The 16,298-nt window shown below is 61.7% G+C and carries 17 protein-coding genes; 3 read left to right on the top strand and 14 right to left on the bottom strand.

Annotated features, from left to right (window positions below; genetic code table 11):
• Nucleotides 1-94: 94 nt before the first annotated feature.
• The 10 genes from QRN50_RS23695 to QRN50_RS23740 all read right to left on the bottom strand — a co-directional run bounded on the left by QRN50_RS23695 (nucleotide 95) and on the right by QRN50_RS23740 (nucleotide 11,191).
• Entirely contained in the window at nucleotides 95-724 is a 630-nt protein-coding gene (locus QRN50_RS23695; protein ID WP_096126887.1) for a glutathione S-transferase family protein, read from the bottom strand.
• Nucleotides 725-793: 69 nt separating this feature from the next.
• Complete coding sequence (locus QRN50_RS23700; protein WP_003402221.1) at nucleotides 794-976, bottom strand: hypothetical protein; 183 nt, start codon at nucleotides 974-976, stop codon at nucleotides 794-796.
• On the bottom strand, nucleotides 973-2,106 hold the full coding sequence (locus tag QRN50_RS23705) for a PepSY-associated TM helix domain-containing protein (RefSeq protein WP_096126888.1): 1,134 nt from the start codon (nucleotides 2,104-2,106) through the stop codon (nucleotides 973-975). Before QRN50_RS23705 ends, QRN50_RS23700 begins: the two co-directional genes overlap by 4 nt.
• 121 nt (nucleotides 2,107-2,227) lie before the next feature.
• Nucleotides 2,228-3,211 (bottom strand): FecR domain-containing protein, encoded by a 984-nt coding sequence (locus QRN50_RS23710; protein ID WP_096126889.1) that lies wholly within the window; start codon nucleotides 3,209-3,211, stop codon nucleotides 2,228-2,230.
• Nucleotides 3,208-3,726: an RNA polymerase sigma factor gene (locus QRN50_RS23715; protein ID WP_096126890.1), complete on the bottom strand. Its 519-nt coding sequence runs from the start codon at nucleotides 3,724-3,726 to the stop codon at nucleotides 3,208-3,210. Before QRN50_RS23715 ends, QRN50_RS23710 begins: the two co-directional genes overlap by 4 nt.
• 243 nt (nucleotides 3,727-3,969) lie before the next feature.
• Complete coding sequence (betA, locus tag QRN50_RS23720) at nucleotides 3,970-5,676, bottom strand: choline dehydrogenase (protein WP_003402225.1); 1,707 nt, start codon at nucleotides 5,674-5,676, stop codon at nucleotides 3,970-3,972.
• A gap of 140 nt (nucleotides 5,677-5,816) precedes the next feature.
• Nucleotides 5,817-7,289: a betaine-aldehyde dehydrogenase gene (gene betB, locus QRN50_RS23725; RefSeq protein ID WP_003393629.1), complete on the bottom strand. Its 1,473-nt coding sequence runs from the start codon at nucleotides 7,287-7,289 to the stop codon at nucleotides 5,817-5,819.
• 102 nt (nucleotides 7,290-7,391) lie between these two features.
• On the bottom strand, nucleotides 7,392-7,985 hold the full coding sequence (gene betI, locus QRN50_RS23730; protein WP_002555619.1) for a transcriptional regulator BetI: 594 nt from the start codon (nucleotides 7,983-7,985) through the stop codon (nucleotides 7,392-7,394).
• A 445-nt stretch (nucleotides 7,986-8,430) separates the two neighbouring features.
• A complete protein-coding gene (locus QRN50_RS23735; RefSeq protein WP_060409835.1) occupies nucleotides 8,431-9,819 on the bottom strand; it encodes a GTPase/DUF3482 domain-containing protein in 1,389 nt (462 codons plus the stop codon).
• Nucleotides 9,812-11,191 carry a DUF2868 domain-containing protein gene (locus QRN50_RS23740; protein WP_011269202.1) on the bottom strand — a complete coding sequence of 460 codons (1,380 nt, stop codon included), beginning with the start codon at nucleotides 11,189-11,191 and terminating at the stop codon, nucleotides 9,812-9,814. The genes QRN50_RS23735 and QRN50_RS23740 overlap by 8 nt, the downstream gene beginning before the upstream one ends.
• A gap of 109 nt (nucleotides 11,192-11,300) precedes the next feature.
• Here QRN50_RS23740 and QRN50_RS23745 point away from each other — a divergent pair, with 109 nt between their 5' ends.
• Entirely contained in the window at nucleotides 11,301-11,813 is a 513-nt protein-coding gene (locus tag QRN50_RS23745; protein WP_003402228.1) for a dihydrofolate reductase, read from the top strand.
• A 190-nt stretch (nucleotides 11,814-12,003) separates the two neighbouring features.
• Nucleotides 12,004-13,062: an HAD family hydrolase gene (locus QRN50_RS23750; RefSeq protein WP_096126891.1), complete on the top strand. Its 1,059-nt coding sequence runs from the start codon at nucleotides 12,004-12,006 to the stop codon at nucleotides 13,060-13,062.
• 49 nt (nucleotides 13,063-13,111) lie between these two features.
• Here the strand turns inward: QRN50_RS23750 and trmB are convergent, their stop codons facing one another.
• The 4 genes from trmB to QRN50_RS23770 form a co-directional block, all read right to left on the bottom strand.
• The gene (trmB, locus tag QRN50_RS23755; RefSeq protein ID WP_213582310.1) at nucleotides 13,112-13,759 is read right to left on the bottom strand and encodes a tRNA (guanosine(46)-N7)-methyltransferase TrmB; all 648 of its coding nucleotides are present in this window, start codon (nucleotides 13,757-13,759) and stop codon (nucleotides 13,112-13,114) included.
• A 97-nt stretch (nucleotides 13,760-13,856) separates the two neighbouring features.
• On the bottom strand, nucleotides 13,857-14,651 hold the full coding sequence (locus QRN50_RS23760; protein WP_003304387.1) for a thiazole synthase: 795 nt from the start codon (nucleotides 14,649-14,651) through the stop codon (nucleotides 13,857-13,859).
• Between the two features lie 51 nt (nucleotides 14,652-14,702).
• The gene (gene thiS, locus QRN50_RS23765; protein ID WP_024650565.1) at nucleotides 14,703-14,903 is read right to left on the bottom strand and encodes a sulfur carrier protein ThiS; all 201 of its coding nucleotides are present in this window, start codon (nucleotides 14,901-14,903) and stop codon (nucleotides 14,703-14,705) included.
• Between the two features lie 114 nt (nucleotides 14,904-15,017).
• The gene (locus QRN50_RS23770) at nucleotides 15,018-15,398 is read right to left on the bottom strand and encodes a DUF423 domain-containing protein (protein WP_003372515.1); all 381 of its coding nucleotides are present in this window, start codon (nucleotides 15,396-15,398) and stop codon (nucleotides 15,018-15,020) included.
• 80 nt (nucleotides 15,399-15,478) lie between these two features.
• Here QRN50_RS23770 and mtgA point away from each other — a divergent pair, with 80 nt between their 5' ends.
• A complete protein-coding gene (mtgA, locus tag QRN50_RS23775) occupies nucleotides 15,479-16,189 on the top strand; it encodes a monofunctional biosynthetic peptidoglycan transglycosylase (protein WP_003402232.1) in 711 nt (236 codons plus the stop codon).
• Nucleotides 16,190-16,298: the final 109 nt, after the last annotated feature.

Genomic DNA, 16,298 nt, shown 5'->3' on the forward strand with positions numbered 1-16,298 from the left:
CCGCGAGAACACCATCGTACCCATGCTCCGCGTGGGTATGCATTTCTGGACGCTCTGCGTCCTGGCTTGACTGTGCAGCGCGGCGCAGATTGACTCAGACCGGCGGCTGGGTCGCGATCATCGATGGGCGTTGACTGATGTCCAGGTACCAGGCGGCCAGTCGCGGATAAGTGCTGCGCCAGTTCAGATCCGGCTGGCGGAAATCCAGATAGCCGAGCGCCGCGGCGACGCTGATCGATGCGACATCGAACGACGTGCTGAGCTCGGTGACCGCAGCGCTTTCGAAGTAATGCAGCGAGCGTTCAATCTTCTGCTGCTGGTTGTCCAGCCACTGATCCCAGTGTTTTTCCTGCGGACGCAAGGCGGTTTCATAGCGGATCAGCACCGCTGCATCCAGCACCGCATCGGCCAGCGAGGCCAGGGTCATGCGCCTCCAGCGTGCCGAACCTTCCCGTGGGATCAGTGGCAGGCCCACGTGCTGATGGTCGAGGTAATCAAGAATCACCCGGCTGTCATGAATGACGTTGCCGTCGGCCAGCCTTAACGCGGGAAGTTTGCCGGCCGGGTTGTCTTCATTGAGCTCGGCAGACGGGCTGACCGGTGTCAGTACTGTGGTCTGCAACTCGACGCGATCGAGCTGAGCGGTTTCATGCAGCATCACCATCACCTTGCGGGCGAAGGGCGAAGCGGCGTTGAAGTACAACGTCATCGTGGGCGCTGACATGGGTATTCCTCGAATGAGACAGGATCCTAGACTAGTCAGCCTGTGCTGTGCCTGCAATCAGCACTTCAATCAACCGCGCCGTACCAGCAAGCCCTTGATACTCAACAGGGCAGCCGTCCCCATGCCCAGCCACGCCAGCGTATCCCACCAGCCGTCACCCAATAGCGCAGCGAACAGCCCGCCGCCGATAAGCAGCGCTATGACGGCGGGTATCGCAAAGGTCTTCCAGAATCGCGATGGCTTCGAACTCATTGCGCCACCTGAGCCTGAATAGCGCTCACCGAGCGCGCGGCACGACGCCTCACCCACCACAGATAAACGCCGCTGCCGAGTACGATGATGGTCAGCACGTCCAGCACCGCCCAGAGGATCTTCATCGGCATGCCGCCGTAATCGCCGAAATGCAGCGGTTGCGACATCCCCAGTGCGTCCATGTACCAGGGACGTTCGACCACGGCGGTGACGTGCAGGGTCTGGGCGTCGATCAGCACCGGTGTGGCGAGGTGCGCAGTCAGGTGTGTATTGCCTTTGAGGAACACCGCGTAATGATGCTCGCTGGAGAAGCGCGTGCCGGGGAAGGCGATGAAATCGGCCTGCATGCCGGGCGCAGCGGATTCGGCAATCTCCAGCAATCGAGTCGCCGGGGCGCGCTGGGTCAATGGCGGCGCGTCCTTGTAGGGAGCGATCATGGTAGCCAGCGCATCATTGCGCCAGGAGGCAATCAGCAGATCGGCGCAGGCGCTGATCACCCCGGTCACGCCGACCACCAGCGCCCAGGTCAATGTCACTACGCCAATCAGGTTGTGCAGGTCCAGCCAGCGCGTACGCCTGGATTTATTGACCCGCACCTGGCCGAACTCCAGCTTGCGCATGAACGGCGCATACAACACGGTCCCGGAAACGATCGCCACCACAAACAGCAAGCCCATGAACGCCAGCAACAGTTTGCCGGGCAGATTGGCGTACATGTCTACGTGCAGGCGCAGCATGACCATCATGAAGCCGCCGTTGGCAGAAGGCATCTCCAGTGCCTCACCGGTGCGCGCATCGAGGGCGAAGGTGTGCGAGGAGTTGGGCTCGGTGCCGGCGGTTGCAGCGGTGATTGCCATGACGCCATTGGGGTCTTCATCGTCCCAGCCAAAATACTGCATCACCTCGCCGGGGCGATGCGCTTCGGCAGCCCTGGCCAGTTGCTCCAGGTCCAGGCGTGGCGTATCGGCAGGCATCTCTTTGTAATGCGGAGCGTCGCCGAGCAGATGATCGATTTCATGATGAAAGATCAGCGGCAGGCCGGTGACAGCCAGCATCAACAGGAACAGGGTGCAAATCAGGCTGCTCCAGGTATGCACGATGGACCAGCGGCGCACGGTTTGGCTTTTCATGGTTTATCCACAGACGAAGAGACGCAGCGCTGAGCGCGTCCCCGAAATGACTTGTAAGACTAAGCCGCTCGAAACCGAAAAAGTGTCAGGGCGATCCGTTGTCCGCATGAAAGGGTATGTTTCAGAGTTTTGCCGGAGGGGTGCCGGGCTGTTGATCCCTGGGCAGCACCGACACCCACCACGCCGTGTGTTGCTCGATCTGCACAGGCAAGGTCGGCAGCAGCGCCTTGAGCGCCAGGTCGGTATCGGTCAACGGGAAGGTGCCGGTGACGCGCAGATCGGCCACCTTCGGGTCAACGCCCAGATGTCCTGTCCGGTAACGCCCCAGTTCAGCGAGCATGTCGGCCAGCCGCGCGTTGTCCACCACCAGCATGCCGCGCGTCCAGGCGTCGACGCCGGAAGGCATGCCAAGCAACGGGCCAAGGCCGTTACGGGTCAGCAGCACCTGTTGGCCCTCACGCAGAACCTGTTCACCGGAAGCATTACGCGGGTGGGCGACAACCGCCGATTGCAACACGCTGAGCAGGGTTCCATCGGACTCGCGCCGGACCAGAAAACGCGTTCCCAGAGCACGCATCTTTCCATCCGCCGTCTCGACGATGAAGGGCCGCGGGTCATCATGATCGCCGGTCTGCACCAGTATTTCACCGTCCTGCAGAATGACCCGACGTTGCTGCGCATCGAAGCGCACATCGATTGCGCTGTGGGTGTTCAGACGAATCAGGGTGTTGTCCGCCAGACGCACGTCGCGCTGTTCACCGGTGGCGGTGCGCTGGTCGGCAAGCCAGTAATCGATCGGCAGATAGCGATCGCCGACGAACAATGCCAGGCCCAAGGCCATGAACACTCCGGCCAGACCGCCACCGAGCTTGCGCAAGCTGTGCCGCAGGGCACCCGGTGACTGTTGCAACGCCTTGCGTGCCGGACCTGCGGGCAAAGCAAAGCGCTGATTGACCATGCCCAACTGGCTCCAGGCCCGCGCATGCTCTTCGTCGGCGGCCAGCCAGCGCGCCAGCTCGGCGTCATTGCCGCCGTTGCTGTCCATGTTCAGTTGCCACTCGATGGCCGCATCGAGCACACGGGCAGAGACCGGTCTGGTGTTCACGTCGGCTCACCGTAGAGCGCCACGTAGCACTGACGCATGGCCTGAGCCAGGTACTGCCTGACGCGCGAGACCGAAACGCCCAGCTTCTCGGCAATCTCGGCGTGACTCATGCCGTCGAGGCGACTGTATAGAAAAGCTGCACGCGCTTTGCTGGACAGCGTGCCGAGCATGCGGTCGATGGCCTTGAGGTCTTCCACAATCAGCAGCTGCTCTTCCGGAGAGGGCTGCTCGGCCTCGGGCACCTGCATCAATTCCCCGAGGTAAGCCTGCTCCAGCGCAGCGCGTCGGAAGTGATCGAACATCAACCCTTTGGCGACGGTTGCCAGGAAAGCACGCGGTTCTCTGGGCGCAAGCAATTCATGGCGCCCCAGCAAGCGCACGAACGTGTCCTGACTCAAATCCTGAGCACGTTGCGGGCAGGCGACATTGCGTCTGAGCCAGGCCAGCAGCCAGCCGCGATGATCGCGATACAGCGCACCAACGATCTCGCTATGAGTGCTTGGGACTGACGACACGAATGGCCTCGATGAGAAAGTTCTAACTAAAGAGAATCATTCGCGATTGTGGCAGAGCGGAGGGGTAGTGGCAATTCGCGTCTGTCGGGAGGAGGGTCTGAATCGAGCGGGTTCTCGTCCCCACGCAGGAGCGTGAGGAACGAGAATCTCGTAACTGTCGTACCAATGCTCCAGTGTGGACATGCATTCCACGCTGGAGCATGCACAACGCAAGGCGTCCCGGGAGGACGCCTGGTCGTCGGATCAAGCCTGGTGGCTGATCTCGCGCAGCGGCTTGCCGCGTGCCGGCTTGTCGCCTGCGACGAAGTAGTCAGCCGTGCTGCGTGGCAGAGGCTGACGACCACGGATCTTGTCGGCGATTTTCTCGGCGATCATGATCGTCGGTGCATTCAGGTTACCGGTGGTGATGATCGGCATGATCGAGGCATCGACCACGCGCAGGCTTTGCAGGCCATGCACGCGACCCTGACCATCGACAACCGCCATCTCGTCGGTGCCCATCTTGCACGAGCAGGACGGGTGATAAGCCGTTTCGGCATGCTCACGCACGAACTGGTCCAGCGCCTCGTCGGACTGCACGTCGATGCCGGGGCTGATTTCGCGGCCACGGTACGGGTCCAGTGCCGGTTGCTGCATGATCTCGCGAGTCAGGCGGATGCCGTCACGGAACTCCTGCCAGTCCTGCTCGCTGGCCATGTAGTTGAACAGGATGCTCGGGTACTCGCGCGGGTCTTTGGATTTGACCTGCACACGACCACGGCTCGGCGAACGCATGGAGCCGACGTGAGCCTGGAAACCGTGCTCCTGAACGCCCTTGGTGCCGTTGTAGTTAATCGCCACCGGCAGGAAGTGGTACTGAATGTTCGGCCATTCGAACGCTTCGCTGGAGCGAATAAAACCACCGGCTTCAAACTGGTTGCTCGCGCCGATACCTGTACCGAGGAACATCCACTCGGCACCGATGGCCGGCTGGTTCCACCACTTCAGCGAAGGATACAGCGACACCGGCTGGGTGCAGGCGTACTGCAGGTACATCTCCAGGTGATCCTGAAGGTTCTGGCCAACGCCCGGCAGGTCATGAACCACCGGGATATCCAGCTTGTTCAGCACTTCGGCCGGGCCGACGCCGGAACGCTGGAGAATCTGTGGCGAAGCGATCGCGCCGCCACACAGCAGCACTTCCTTGCGGGCACGGGCCTGGATGCGCGTGTCGCTGTCGCCCACCAGGTAGGCCACGCCGACGGCACGCTTGCCTTCGAACAGAATGCGATCGGTCAGCGCGTGAGTGACGATGGTCAGGGTCGAGCGCTTCTTGGCCTCGTCCAGATAACCACGGGCGGTACTGGCGCGACGACCGTTAGGCGTCACGGTGCGGTCCATCGGACCGAAACCTTCCTGCTGATAACCGTTGAGGTCGTCAGTACGCGGGAAACCGGCTTGCACGCCCGCCTCGACCATCGCGTGGAACAGCGGATTGTTGCCCGCCTTGGGCGTGGTCACGCTGACCGGACCTTCACCACCGTGGTAATCATTCGGGCCGATGTCGCGGGTTTCGGCCTTGCGGAAGTACGGCAGGCAGTCGAGGTAGCTCCAGTCTTCGAGACCTGGCTCCTTGGCCCAGCCGTCGTAGTCCATCGCGTTGCCGCGGATATAGCACATGCCGTTGATCAGCGATGAGCCGCCCAGGCCTTTGCCGCGACCGCATTCCATCCGGCGGTTGTTCATGTGCGGCTCTGGCTCGGTCTCGTAGGCCCAGTTGTAGCGACGGCCCTGCAGCGGGAATGCCAGGGCGGCAGGCATCTGGGTACGGAAATCCAGACGGTAGTCCGGGCCACCGGCTTCGAGCAGCAGAACGGTGACGCCTGCGTCTTCGGTGAGACGGGCTGCCAGGGTGTTACCGGCCGAGCCGGCACCGATGATGATGTAGTCGTATTCGGATTGAGTCGTCATAGAGGCTCCCTCATAGAGCTGCGAGTTTCAAGCCTTGGCCGCAAGCAGAAGCCGCCAGGCGATACTCGTGAAAATGGGGTGCGGCAGGCAGCTTTTGAGTGCGTCTGCTTGAGGCCTGCCGCGTGCCACTGAAACCGTGCTTAGAAAACCGAGGCGTAATCGCCCAGTTCGATCTGTACCGACTTGATGCGCGTGTACTGGGCCAGCGAGCTGATGCCGTTCTCACGGCCGACGCCCGACTGCTTGTAACCGCCGACCGGCATTTGTGCCGCCGACTCGCCCCAGGCGTTGATCCAGCAGATACCGGCTTCCAGCAGATGAATCACGCGGTGGGCGCGGTTCAGGTCACGGGTCACGATGCCTGCGGCCAGACCGAAGTCGGTATCGTTGGCGCGGCGCACCACTTCATCTTCGGTGTCGTAACCGAGGATGCTCATCACCGGGCCGAAGATTTCTTCACGCACGATGGTCATCTCGTCGGTGCAGTCGGTGAACACGGTCGGCGCAACGAACGCGCCTTTGTCGAACACACCGCCGGTCAGGCGATCGCCGCCGCACAACAGACGTGCGCCCTGCTCTTTGCCCTTGGCGATATAGCCCAGCACGCTTTCCATGTGCTCGAAGCTGACCAGCGGGCCGAAATTGATGTTTTCGTCTTCCGGGTTACCGGCGCGGATGCGCTTCACACGCTCGAGGATCTTCGCTTCGAACTCGGCTTTCAGGGCATTCGGCACGAACACGCGGGTGCCGTTGGTGCAGACCTGGCCGGAGCTGTAGAAGTTGGCCATCATAGCGATGTCAGCGGCGCGATCCAGATCGGCATCGTCAAACACGATCAGCGGTGACTTGCCGCCCAGTTCCATGGTCACTTCCTTGAGCGACGAGCTCGAGGCGCTGGCCATGACTTTCTTGCCGGTGTCGGTGCCGCCGGTGAAGGAGACTTTCTCGATGCGCGGGTGCTCGGTGATCCAGGTGCCGACTTCACGGCCGCTGCCGGTGAGCACGTTGAATACGCCGTTCGGTACGCCCGCTTCGGTGTAGATTTCTGCCAGCTTCAGGGTGGTCAGCGAAGTGACTTCACTCGGCTTGAAGATCATCGCATTGCCCGCCGCCAGCGCCGGGGCGGATTTCCACAGTGCGATCTGGATCGGGTAGTTCCAGGCGCCGATACCGGCTACCACACCCAGCGGCTCGCGGCGGGTGTACACGAAGGAGGAATCGCGCAACGGGATCTGCTCGCCTTCGATGGCCGGCACCAGACCTGCGTAGTATTCCAGCACGTCGGCGCCGGTCACGATATCCACGTAGCGGGTTTCGGAGATGGCCTTGCCGGTGTCCAGGGTTTCCAGAGCGGCCAGTTCATCGTTGCGCTCGCGCAGGATGTCGACGGCACGGCGCAGGATGCGCGAACGCTCGACCGCAGTCATGGCGGCCCAGATTTTCTGACCCTTTTCGGCCGCGACGACGGCGCGCTCGACATCGTCCTTGCCGGCGCGCTGGATCTGCGCCAGGACTTCGCCGTTCGCCGGGTTGATGGCGTCGAAGGTTTCAGGGTTGCTGGCATCGACATAACCGCCATCGATGTAAAGTTTCTGCAGTTCAAAACGGGCCATAAAGTCCTCGCAAATTCAGTGGGGGGCGATGACTGCTTTCAGTGTGCCGGGTTGGTTCGGCAACAGGCTTATACAGTCGCTCGGTGAGGAGCTTCGAAAGCTTCAGCTCGCCGATTTCGCCAATTGAAAGTCCATGTACTCGTAAGCGATCCGTTGCGCTTGCTCGGTGTCGAATGCATCGCCTGACAGCGCGCCTCTCAGCCACAACCCGTCTATCAGGGCTGCCAGCCCGCGGGCGGCGCTGCGTGCCTGTTCCAGTGGCAAGGTGCGGCGGAACTGACAGCACAGGTTCGAATACAAACGGTGGTCGTTGATACGCTGCAATCGGTGCAGCGAAGGGTGATGCATGCTGGTCGCCCAGAAGGCCAGCCAGGTTTTCATGGCCGGGCCGCTGACCTGACTGGCGTCGAAGTTGCCTTCGATGATCACTTGCAGATGAGCCCTGGGGCTGTCTTCGGTCAGCGCCTGACGGCGTTCGCGGACGTTCTGGATCAAGGCGTTCATCAGGTGCCGCATCGTGGCAGCGATCAGGCCGTTCTTGTCCTGAAAATAGTGACTGATGATGCCGTTTGATACGCCTGCCAGTCGCGCAATCAAGGCAATGCTGGCGTCACCCATACCGACCTGATCGACCGCAGTCAGCGTGGCCTGGATCAACTGTTGGCGGCGGATGGGTTGCATTCCGACCTTGGGCATTGGCGCGATTCTCCCGGGTGTCTGCAGTGATCGTTGTATCGAAATGACGGGGCCAGTCTAAAGATTTTTTATTGAACGATCAATCAATAAAAAACAAGAAGCGCGTTTTCACTGCTTGTCGGGCAGTCTGAATCCGTCCAGCCATCACTTTGCGGCAAGGCACAGATCTGTGACGCGGAGCGTCACGCAAGGCATTCCCACGCTGGAGCGTGCGGAACGATAGGATCTACAACTATCGTGCCCATGCTCCGCGTGGGTATGCCGTTCTGGACGCTCCGCGTCCTCCCTTGAGCAGGTGGCGCGGCTTGGATCTGTGACGCGCAGAGCGTCACGACAGGCATTCCCACGCTGGAGCGTGAGGAACGATGACCTCAACTATCGTGCGACGCTCCGCGTCGCATGCCGCTCTGGACGCTCTGCGTCCGGTCTTCAGCGCCGGAACAGTTCAATCCTGCAAAACCACATCCGCCAGCTCAACAATCGCTTCCTGCCGCTCAGCCTGATTCGGTTTGGGATGTGGGTTGAGCGTCGACCACTGCGGGTGGGCGCGGGCTCGGGAGAGGGGTTCGGGGATTTTGCCTTTGCGCCAGGTCTTGTCCTGCGGCGTGGTCAGTTCGATGCTGTGCAGCGCAGCATGGCCTCTGATACCCAGCGCCAGCAGCAAGTGACGCTGACGCAGGGCAAGCAGGCGCAGTACCGCATCGTCGACGGTCAGCTCTCTGCGCCCCTTGAGCTTGCCGAGCAACCGGCCGCCGTAGCTGCGCGCGGTGGATAACGCACCACCGGCAATCGCCCCGACCAGCGCCGCCGCACCCAGCGTCACGCCGCCAACCATCAGATCGACCCCTGCCCCGGCCGCCGCGCCAGCCGCCACGCCGCCGCCAACGCGCACGCCCATCAACTTCAGGGTTTCCGGGTTGAACAGGTCATCGCCCCAACGGCCGTCCATCAACGGCAAATCGCTGCTGGACACATCATCCTTGCGAAACGCATACAGCTTGAGCAGCGCCTCGACGCACTGCTGTTCGCGCTGCCGAACCGCCTTGCGCAGCGCTTCCACGGCCTGCTGCTCCTGGTCGGCGGTGGTTTCAACACTGCGTCGGCACGCTGCGCAATCAATCAGCAGCTCGGCGATCAGGCGAGCAGCGCTGTGGCGTTTGGCCGAGCGCTGTTTTTCCTGATCATCAATCAGCCGTTCAAGCCGCGGCCGCGCGCTTTCCAGCAACAGCGCCAGGCTTTCATACAGACGACGACCGCCATCTTCCGGGGGCGCTACGCTGTCGAAACGTACCAGCGCATGCAGGCCCAAGCGGGAAAGCGCTTCGCGCCATTCCGGCTCGCGGTGCTGCTGCGCACTGACGAAATTCAGCACCGGCAGCAGCGGCTTGCCACAGCTCGCCAATACCGCCAGCTCGTCACGGTATTTGGCCAGCACCGGCTCACGTGCATCGATCACATACAGACCTGCGTCCGAGTCGAGCAACTGGCGCATGACCTTGGCCTCTTGCTCAAAACGCTGGCGTGCCTCGCTGCCCTCCAGAAAACGCGCCAGTCGTGCCGGCCCGTCCAGACGCTCGCCGGGGCGGTCCAGGCGCTCCAGATAATCGAGCAGCGCAATGGCGTCTTCCAGACCCGGCGTGTCGTACAGCTCGACCACGGCCTGACCGTCCACAGAAAGGCGCGCGCCCTCGACATGGCGAGTCGTACTGGGACGATGGGACACTTCGCCGAAGCTGACATCACCGGTCAACGTACGCAGCAGCGAGGTCTTGCCGACATTGGTATGACCGACCACCGCCAGCTTGATCGCACGAGTGCCGTCTGCTTCAGTCATGGCCTGTCTCCAGCCAGTTCAAGGGCACAGTGTCGGCGTGCGGCAACTGCAATTGATCCAGCGCGACGTGCCAGTCGCCGAGGCGCTCAGGGTCAAGCCTCTGCCCGGCAGGCGCGGGCAACAGCCAGATGCGCGTTGCTCCGGCGCAGCGTGCCAGTTCGGCGATCAACGCCAGACTGCCACGGTCCGGCGAGCGGCGCGGGTCGCAGGCGATCAGCATGCGCGCAGGCGGATACTGGGTCAGTTGCTCCAGCAGTTTGTGGCGCGACTCACGGCTGTCGAGAATGCCTGCATCGGCCACACCCGACGGCAGCGCTGGCGGCCAGACCTGCTGATCATCCAGCTCGATGGCCACTAACAAGGCGCCATTGCTTTCAACAGCCCCCAGGCCGGACTGCACCTGATGCAGCGCAGCAGGTTCGGCATCGTTGACACCCAGGCGCTCGCTGCTGGGCATCAGGCGCTCACGCAATTCAAGGTATTCGGGCAAATCCAGATCAAGGCGCAGCGCTGCCCTGCCCTGCTTCCAGCGCCACAGGCAGAACCCGGCCAGCAACAGACGCGGCACGATGCCGTACACCAGCAGCACACCCACCAGCCAGGCCGCCCAGGCCTGACGCGCATTCTCGATACTCAACGCGCCATTGCCGCTGGCACGAATCATGGTTTCATCCGGCACGCTGAACCCCAGCCATGCCGGGACGGTACTGAGCGTCTGGGTGAGGCTGACAAACGTGTCGCTGCTCAGAATGGTGGTTTCCCAGACAAACCCGTAACGCCGGGTCGCCATCAGCATCAACAGCAACAGCAGCGCAGTGAGTAACGCCAGCAGCCACAGGCTGTGAACCACCAGCCCGAGCGCCCAGCGATTCAGGCGCTGGCGTTGCAGCAGCAAAACCAGCGCGGGGGCGAGTTGTGCGGCCTGGGCGTCACGGGCGAGCTTTTCACTCAGCCACAGCCACACCCGGCCCAGCCCGGTATTACTGCGCCCGGCGAAGATCAGGCCCAGCGCCCAGGTCAGCAACAGCACAAGGTTCAGCCCAAGCAGGCTGCCCAGCGCCCAGAACACATTGACCGGTGCCTGCCCGTCGCCCATTGCGGCGAACGCCAGGCCCGCGCCACTGATGACCGCGAGCACCGCCAGCGCAATCAACGCCAGCCGTGCGCCCTGCTTCCAGTGATGCAGCGCGCCAAACATGCCGTCGCGCTGCGCCAGGCCGAGGGCGCGATGGGTAATGCGTGCAGTCAGGTCGCCTCCGGCAGCGCGGGCACGGCGATTGGCTTCCAGATCATCCAGCACGCCAGCCTGCTGTTCACGCAGGCGCACGGCTTCGGTCAGCCAAAGGGTATCGAGGGGGGTCAGTGCAGTCACACAGTGTCTCTTGATTGAATTCAGCGGTGAGCATAACCGCAATCATGGGACTGAGCACGGCGCATGTCAGTTCATTCGCCTGCCCTGCGACCTCTGATATCCTCGCGGCATGAAAACTCATCTCCCCCTCAGCCTGATTGCCGCCCTCGGTGAAAACCGAGTGATTGGCGTCGACAATTCCATGCCCTGGCATTTGCCGGGGGATTTCAAATACTTCAAGGCCACGACGCTCGGCAAGCCGATCATCATGGGCCGCAAGACCTGGGATTCGTTGGGCCGCCCGCTGCCCGGCCGCCTCAACCTGGTGGTCAGCCGCCAGACTGACCTGCAGCTTGAAGGCGCAGAAGTCTTCGCTTCGCTGGACGCCGCCGTTGTGCGTGCCGAGCAGTGGGCGCAGGAACAGGGTGTCGACGAGGTGATGCTGATCGGCGGCGCGCAGCTTTACGCGCAGGGCCTCCCTCAGGCAGATCGCCTGTACCTGACTCGCGTGGCGCTGAGCCCTGATGGCGACGCGTGGTTTCCGGAGTTCGATACCGCGCAGTGGGCGCTGGTATCCAACACCGAAAACGCCGCCGTCGATGGCAAGCCTGCCTACAACTTCGAAGTCTGGGAACGGGTCTGATCAGCGGTTTTCGGCGCAACTGCAACCGCTGACGAAAAACTGCAACAAAAGTGTCGTTTTTGGTTTCACCGTCGCAAATAAAGGGGCAAACGGCGTCATTTGGCCTTTTTCGGGTCGCTGACGTACTTTTGCCTTCACAATAATTTGTTACGGTCTGCCCCTTCGTTTTTTCGACAAGGGGAAATCGCCTATGAAACTCGTGCCAAAACTGTTGGCCGCTGCCGTCTGCTTCGGGCTTGCCAGCCAGGCTATCGCGGCCACCGAACTGAAGCATTGGCCCGAGCCTGCCGCCAAGGCGCTCGACGCAATGATTGCGGCGAATGCCAACAAGGGCAATTACGCGGTCTTCGACATGGACAACACCAGCTACCGCTTCGACCTCGAAGAAGCGTTGTTGCCGTACATGGAAAACAAAGGCCTGATCACCCGCGAAACACTCGATCCCTCGCTGAAGCTGACCCCCTTCAAAGACACCGCCGAGCACAAGGAAAGCCTGTTCAGTTACTACTATCGTCTTTGCGAAATAGACGACATGGTCTGCTACCCGTGGGTCGCGCAGGTGTTTTCCGGCTTTACGCTTCAGGAGCTCAAGGGCTACGTCGATGAGCTGATGGCGCTGAAAAAGCCGATCCCTGCGACCTACTACGAAGGCGACACCGTCAAGCAAATCAACGTCGAGCCGCCGCGGGTATTCACCGGGCAGGCCGAGCTGTACAACAAGCTGATGGAAAACGGCATCGAGGTGTATGTGATGACCGCTGCGTCCGAAGAGCTGGTACGCATGGTCGCTGCCGATCCGAAGTACGGCTACAACGTCAAACCACAGAATGTGATCGGCGTGAGCACACTGCTCAAGGACCGCAAGACCGGCGAGCTGACCACCGCACGCAAGCAGATCACGGCGGGTAAGTATGATCCGAAAAGCAATATGGGCCTGGAGCTGACGCCTTATCTGTGGACCCCGGCGACCTGGATGGCCGGCAAGCAGGCGGCCATTCTGACTTACATCGATCAGTGGAAAAAACCGGTCCTGGTCGGCGGCGACACCCCGACCAGCGACGGCTACATGCTGTTCCACAGCGTCGACGTGAGCAAGGGCGGCGTGCACTTGTGGATCAACCGCAAGGACAAATACATGACCCAGCTGAACGGCATGATCAAGGACAATGCCGAAGCTCAGGCCAGGGAGAAACTGCCGGTTACGGCGGACAAGAACTGGGTGATCGTCAAGCCGGACGAGATTCAGTAAGCGGCACAACATCGCGGGATTGCGGGTTGTTACCAACCCGCAATCCCGGTCAGTCGACTTTTTCGAACTTCAGATCCCAGACGCCGTGCCCGAGCTTCTCGCCACGGCGCTCGAACTTGGTGATCGGCCGTTCCGCAGGGCGCGGGACGTACTGGTTGTCTTCAGCCTGGTTGCGATAACCGGGCGCCACGCTCATCACTTCCAGCATGTATTCCGCGTAAGGCCCCCAATCGGTGGCCATGTGGAACACCCCGCCGACCTTCAGCTTGCTGCGCACCAGTGCGGCGAATTCAGGCTGCACGATGCGCCGCTTGTGGTGACGACTCTTGTGCCACGGGTCCGGGAAGAACAGCATCAGACGATCCAGGCTGTTGTCCGCAACGCAGCGGTTCAGCACTTCAATGGCGTCGCAATCGTAGACGCGCACATTGGTCAGCCCCTGGGTCAGAACGCCGTTGAGCAGCGCGCCTACGCCTGGAGAGTGCACCTCGACACCGATGAAGTCGTGCTCGGGAGCGGCAGCCGCCATTTCCAGCAGCGAGTGGCCCATGCCGAAGCCGATTTCCAGCGTGCGCGGCGCAGAGCGGCCGAACACCTGATCGAAATCCACCGGCGTGTCAGTCAGCGACAGGCCATACAACGGGAGGCCTTGATCGAGGCCGCGCTGCTGACCTTCGGTCATGCGGCCGGCTCGCATCACGAAACTCTTGATGCGGCGGTGCGGGCGCTCTTCGCCTTCTTCGACAGCAGGCGACTCTGGGTGCGGAACGTGCGAATCAGTCATCAACGGGCTCTTACTTGATCAGGCCATCCAGCGGCGAAGACGCGCTGGCATAGAGTTTTCGAGGCATGCGCCCGGCGAGGTAGGCCAGACGACCGGCAATTACAGCGTGTTTCATGGCTTCAGCCATCATCACCGGCTGCTGGGCGTGGGCGATGGCCGAGTTCATCAATACGGCTTCACAGCCCAGTTCCATCGCGATGGTGGCGTCGGAGGCAGTACCGACACCGGCATCGACCAGCACCGGCACTTTGGTTTCTTCAAGAATGATCTGCAGGTTGTACGGGTTGCAGATACCCAGACCGCTGCCGATCAGGCCGGCCAGCGGCATGATCGCGATACAGCCGATTTCGGCCAGCTGGCGGGCGATGATCGGGTCATCACTGGTGTAGACCATCACGTCGAAGCCGTCCTTGACCAGGATCTCGGCGGCCTTGAGGGTTTCGATCACATTCGGGAACAGGGTTTTCTGATCGGCCAGCACTTCGAGCTTGACCAGGTTGCGGCCGTCGAGCAATTCCCGGGACAGGCGGCAGGTGCGCACGGCCTCGGTCGCATCGAAGCAGCCAGCGGTGTTCGGCAATATGGTGTAGCGATCAGGCGGCAGCACGTCCAGCAGGTTCGGCTCGCCGGGGTTCTGGCCCAGGTTGGTGCGGCGCACGGCAACGGTGACGATCTCGGCACCCGAGGCTTCGATGGCCAGACGGGTCTGTTCCATATCGATGTACTTGCCGGTGCCCACCAGCAGGCGCGACTCGAAAGTCCGACCGGCCAGGACGAAAGGCTTGTCGCTGCGAACATTGCTCATCGGAAATCCTCATAACGTGCAGATGGGGTTGGGCGCAGTGCGGATTGCGAACTAGCCACCGCCAATGGCATGCACCACTTCGACCTGATCGCCTTCGCTCAGGACGGTTGTCACATGCTGACTGCGCGGCACGATATCCAGGTTCAGTTCCACCGCGACCCGGCGCCCTGCAAGGTCCAGACGGGTCAGCAATGCCGCGACGGTTGCGCCATCGGGCAATTCAAAGGGTTCGCCGTTCAACTGAATGTGCATGCGAGAGCAGCCATCATTTTTGGGGGGCCAGCATTCTAGCCCGATCAGCCGGTATGACCAAGGCAAAGCCACGCCATTCGTCTCAAGCGCGGCCTGCTTCACGAGAGCAGACGCTCAAGGAGGCGAACCCAGCCTCCAGGCCGCCAGCCCGAGCATCGACCAGCCGAACAGAAAGGCCAGACCACCGAACGGCGTGATGATGCCCAGCTTGCTGAAACCGGTGAGGGTCAGGGCGTAGAGGCTGCCGGAAAACAGCAGAATACCGACCGCGAAGGAGAATCCGGCCCAGGTAATCAGGCGTCCGGGGATGTGCGTTGCCAGGATCGCCACGCCGAGCAGGGCCAGCGCGTGAATCAGCTGATAAAGCACACCGGTGTGGAACACGGCCAGGTACTCGGCACTCAGGCGTTCCTTGAGGCCGTGGGCGGCGAATGCGCCCAGAGCCACACCAGTGAAGCCGAAGAAGGCGGCCAGCATCAAAAAGCTACGAAGCATCTGGGACTCCAGGGAAAAATCGTCGAAAGGCGCACGGTCTGTATAATGGCCCGCTCAACGGGTTCGGCCAAGCCATCTCTATGCTGCAGTCTATTCTTCGTCGCATCGTCAAAGCCCTGCTGTGGTTCGCCGCAGGCAGTGTTCTCGTGGTTCTGGTTCTGCGCTGGGTGCCGCCACCGGGCACGGCGCTGATGGTCGAACGCAAGGTAGAATCCTGGTTCGACGGCGAGCCTATCGACCTGCAACGCGACTGGGAACCGTTGGACAAAATCTCCGACAATCTGAAAATCGCGGTCATTGCCGGCGAAGACCAGAAATTCGCCGAGCACTGGGGTTTCGACGTCGATGCCATTCAAGCGGCCATTCTGCACAACGAGCGTGGCGGTTCGATACGCGGTGCCAGCACGCTCAGCCAGCAGGTATCGAAAAACCTGTTCCTGTGGTCCGGCCGCAGCTACCTGCGCAAGGGGCTGGAAGCCTGGTTCACCATGCTGATCGAGCTACTGTGGTCCAAGGAGCGCATCCTCGAGGTGTACCTCAACAGTGTCGAGTGGGACGAAGGCGTATTCGGCGCACAGGCTGCGGCGCAACACCACTTCCGCACCAATGCCAGCGCACTGTCGGCGCAACAGGCCAGCTACCTCGCCGCCGTCCTGCCCAACCCGCGCCAGTGGAGCGCCAGCCACCCGAGCAGCTACGTCTCGCGCCGCGCAGGCTGGATTCGGCAGCAGATGCGTCAGTTGGGTGGGGATGAGTACCTGCAGGGGCTGAACAGCAGCCGTCGGTGGTGATGTTTGCACTCGGTTTCAATGGCCTCTCGCTACCTACGTTCGAGCATGAGAACGGGCCTTTGTAGGAGCGAACTTGTTCGCGAAGGCATTGTTTCAAACGACGAATCTT

Source organism: Pseudomonas sp. MEJ108 (assembly GCF_030208985.1).
GTDB classification, from domain to species: Bacteria; Pseudomonadota; Gammaproteobacteria; order Pseudomonadales; family Pseudomonadaceae; genus Aquipseudomonas; species Aquipseudomonas fragariae.

What these genes read in the sequence shown, in the direction of transcription:
- QRN50_RS23760 (WP_003304387.1), bottom strand. Translation starts at nt 14,651, where the DNA reads ATGAGCAATGTTCGCAGCGACAAGCCTTTCGTCCTGGCCGGTCGGACT.
- trmB (WP_213582310.1), bottom strand. Translation starts at nt 13,759, where the DNA reads ATGCGAGCCGGCCGCATGACCGAAGGTCAGCAGCGCGGCCTCGATCAA.
- QRN50_RS23695 (WP_096126887.1), bottom strand. Translation starts at nt 724, where the DNA reads ATGTCAGCGCCCACGATGACGTTGTACTTCAACGCCGCTTCGCCCTTC.
- thiS (WP_024650565.1), bottom strand. Translation starts at nt 14,903, where the DNA reads ATGCACATTCAGTTGAACGGCGAACCCTTTGAATTGCCCGATGGCGCA.
- betB (WP_003393629.1), bottom strand. Translation starts at nt 7,289, where the DNA reads ATGGCCCGTTTTGAACTGCAGAAACTTTACATCGATGGCGGTTATGTC.
- QRN50_RS23770 (WP_003372515.1), bottom strand. Translation starts at nt 15,398, where the DNA reads ATGCTTCGTAGCTTTTTGATGCTGGCCGCCTTCTTCGGCTTCACTGGT.
- QRN50_RS23750 (WP_096126891.1), top strand. Translation starts at nt 12,004, where the DNA reads ATGAAACTCGTGCCAAAACTGTTGGCCGCTGCCGTCTGCTTCGGGCTT.
- QRN50_RS23745 (WP_003402228.1), top strand. Translation starts at nt 11,301, where the DNA reads ATGAAAACTCATCTCCCCCTCAGCCTGATTGCCGCCCTCGGTGAAAAC.
- QRN50_RS23705 (WP_096126888.1), bottom strand. Translation starts at nt 2,106, where the DNA reads ATGAAAAGCCAAACCGTGCGCCGCTGGTCCATCGTGCATACCTGGAGC.
- betI (WP_002555619.1), bottom strand. Translation starts at nt 7,985, where the DNA reads ATGCCCAAGGTCGGAATGCAACCCATCCGCCGCCAACAGTTGATCCAG.
- betA (WP_003402225.1), bottom strand. Translation starts at nt 5,676, where the DNA reads ATGACGACTCAATCCGAATACGACTACATCATCATCGGTGCCGGCTCG.
- QRN50_RS23735 (WP_060409835.1), bottom strand. Translation starts at nt 9,819, where the DNA reads ATGACTGAAGCAGACGGCACTCGTGCGATCAAGCTGGCGGTGGTCGGT.
- mtgA (WP_003402232.1), top strand. Translation starts at nt 15,479, where the DNA reads ATGCTGCAGTCTATTCTTCGTCGCATCGTCAAAGCCCTGCTGTGGTTC.
- QRN50_RS23700 (WP_003402221.1), bottom strand. Translation starts at nt 976, where the DNA reads ATGAGTTCGAAGCCATCGCGATTCTGGAAGACCTTTGCGATACCCGCC.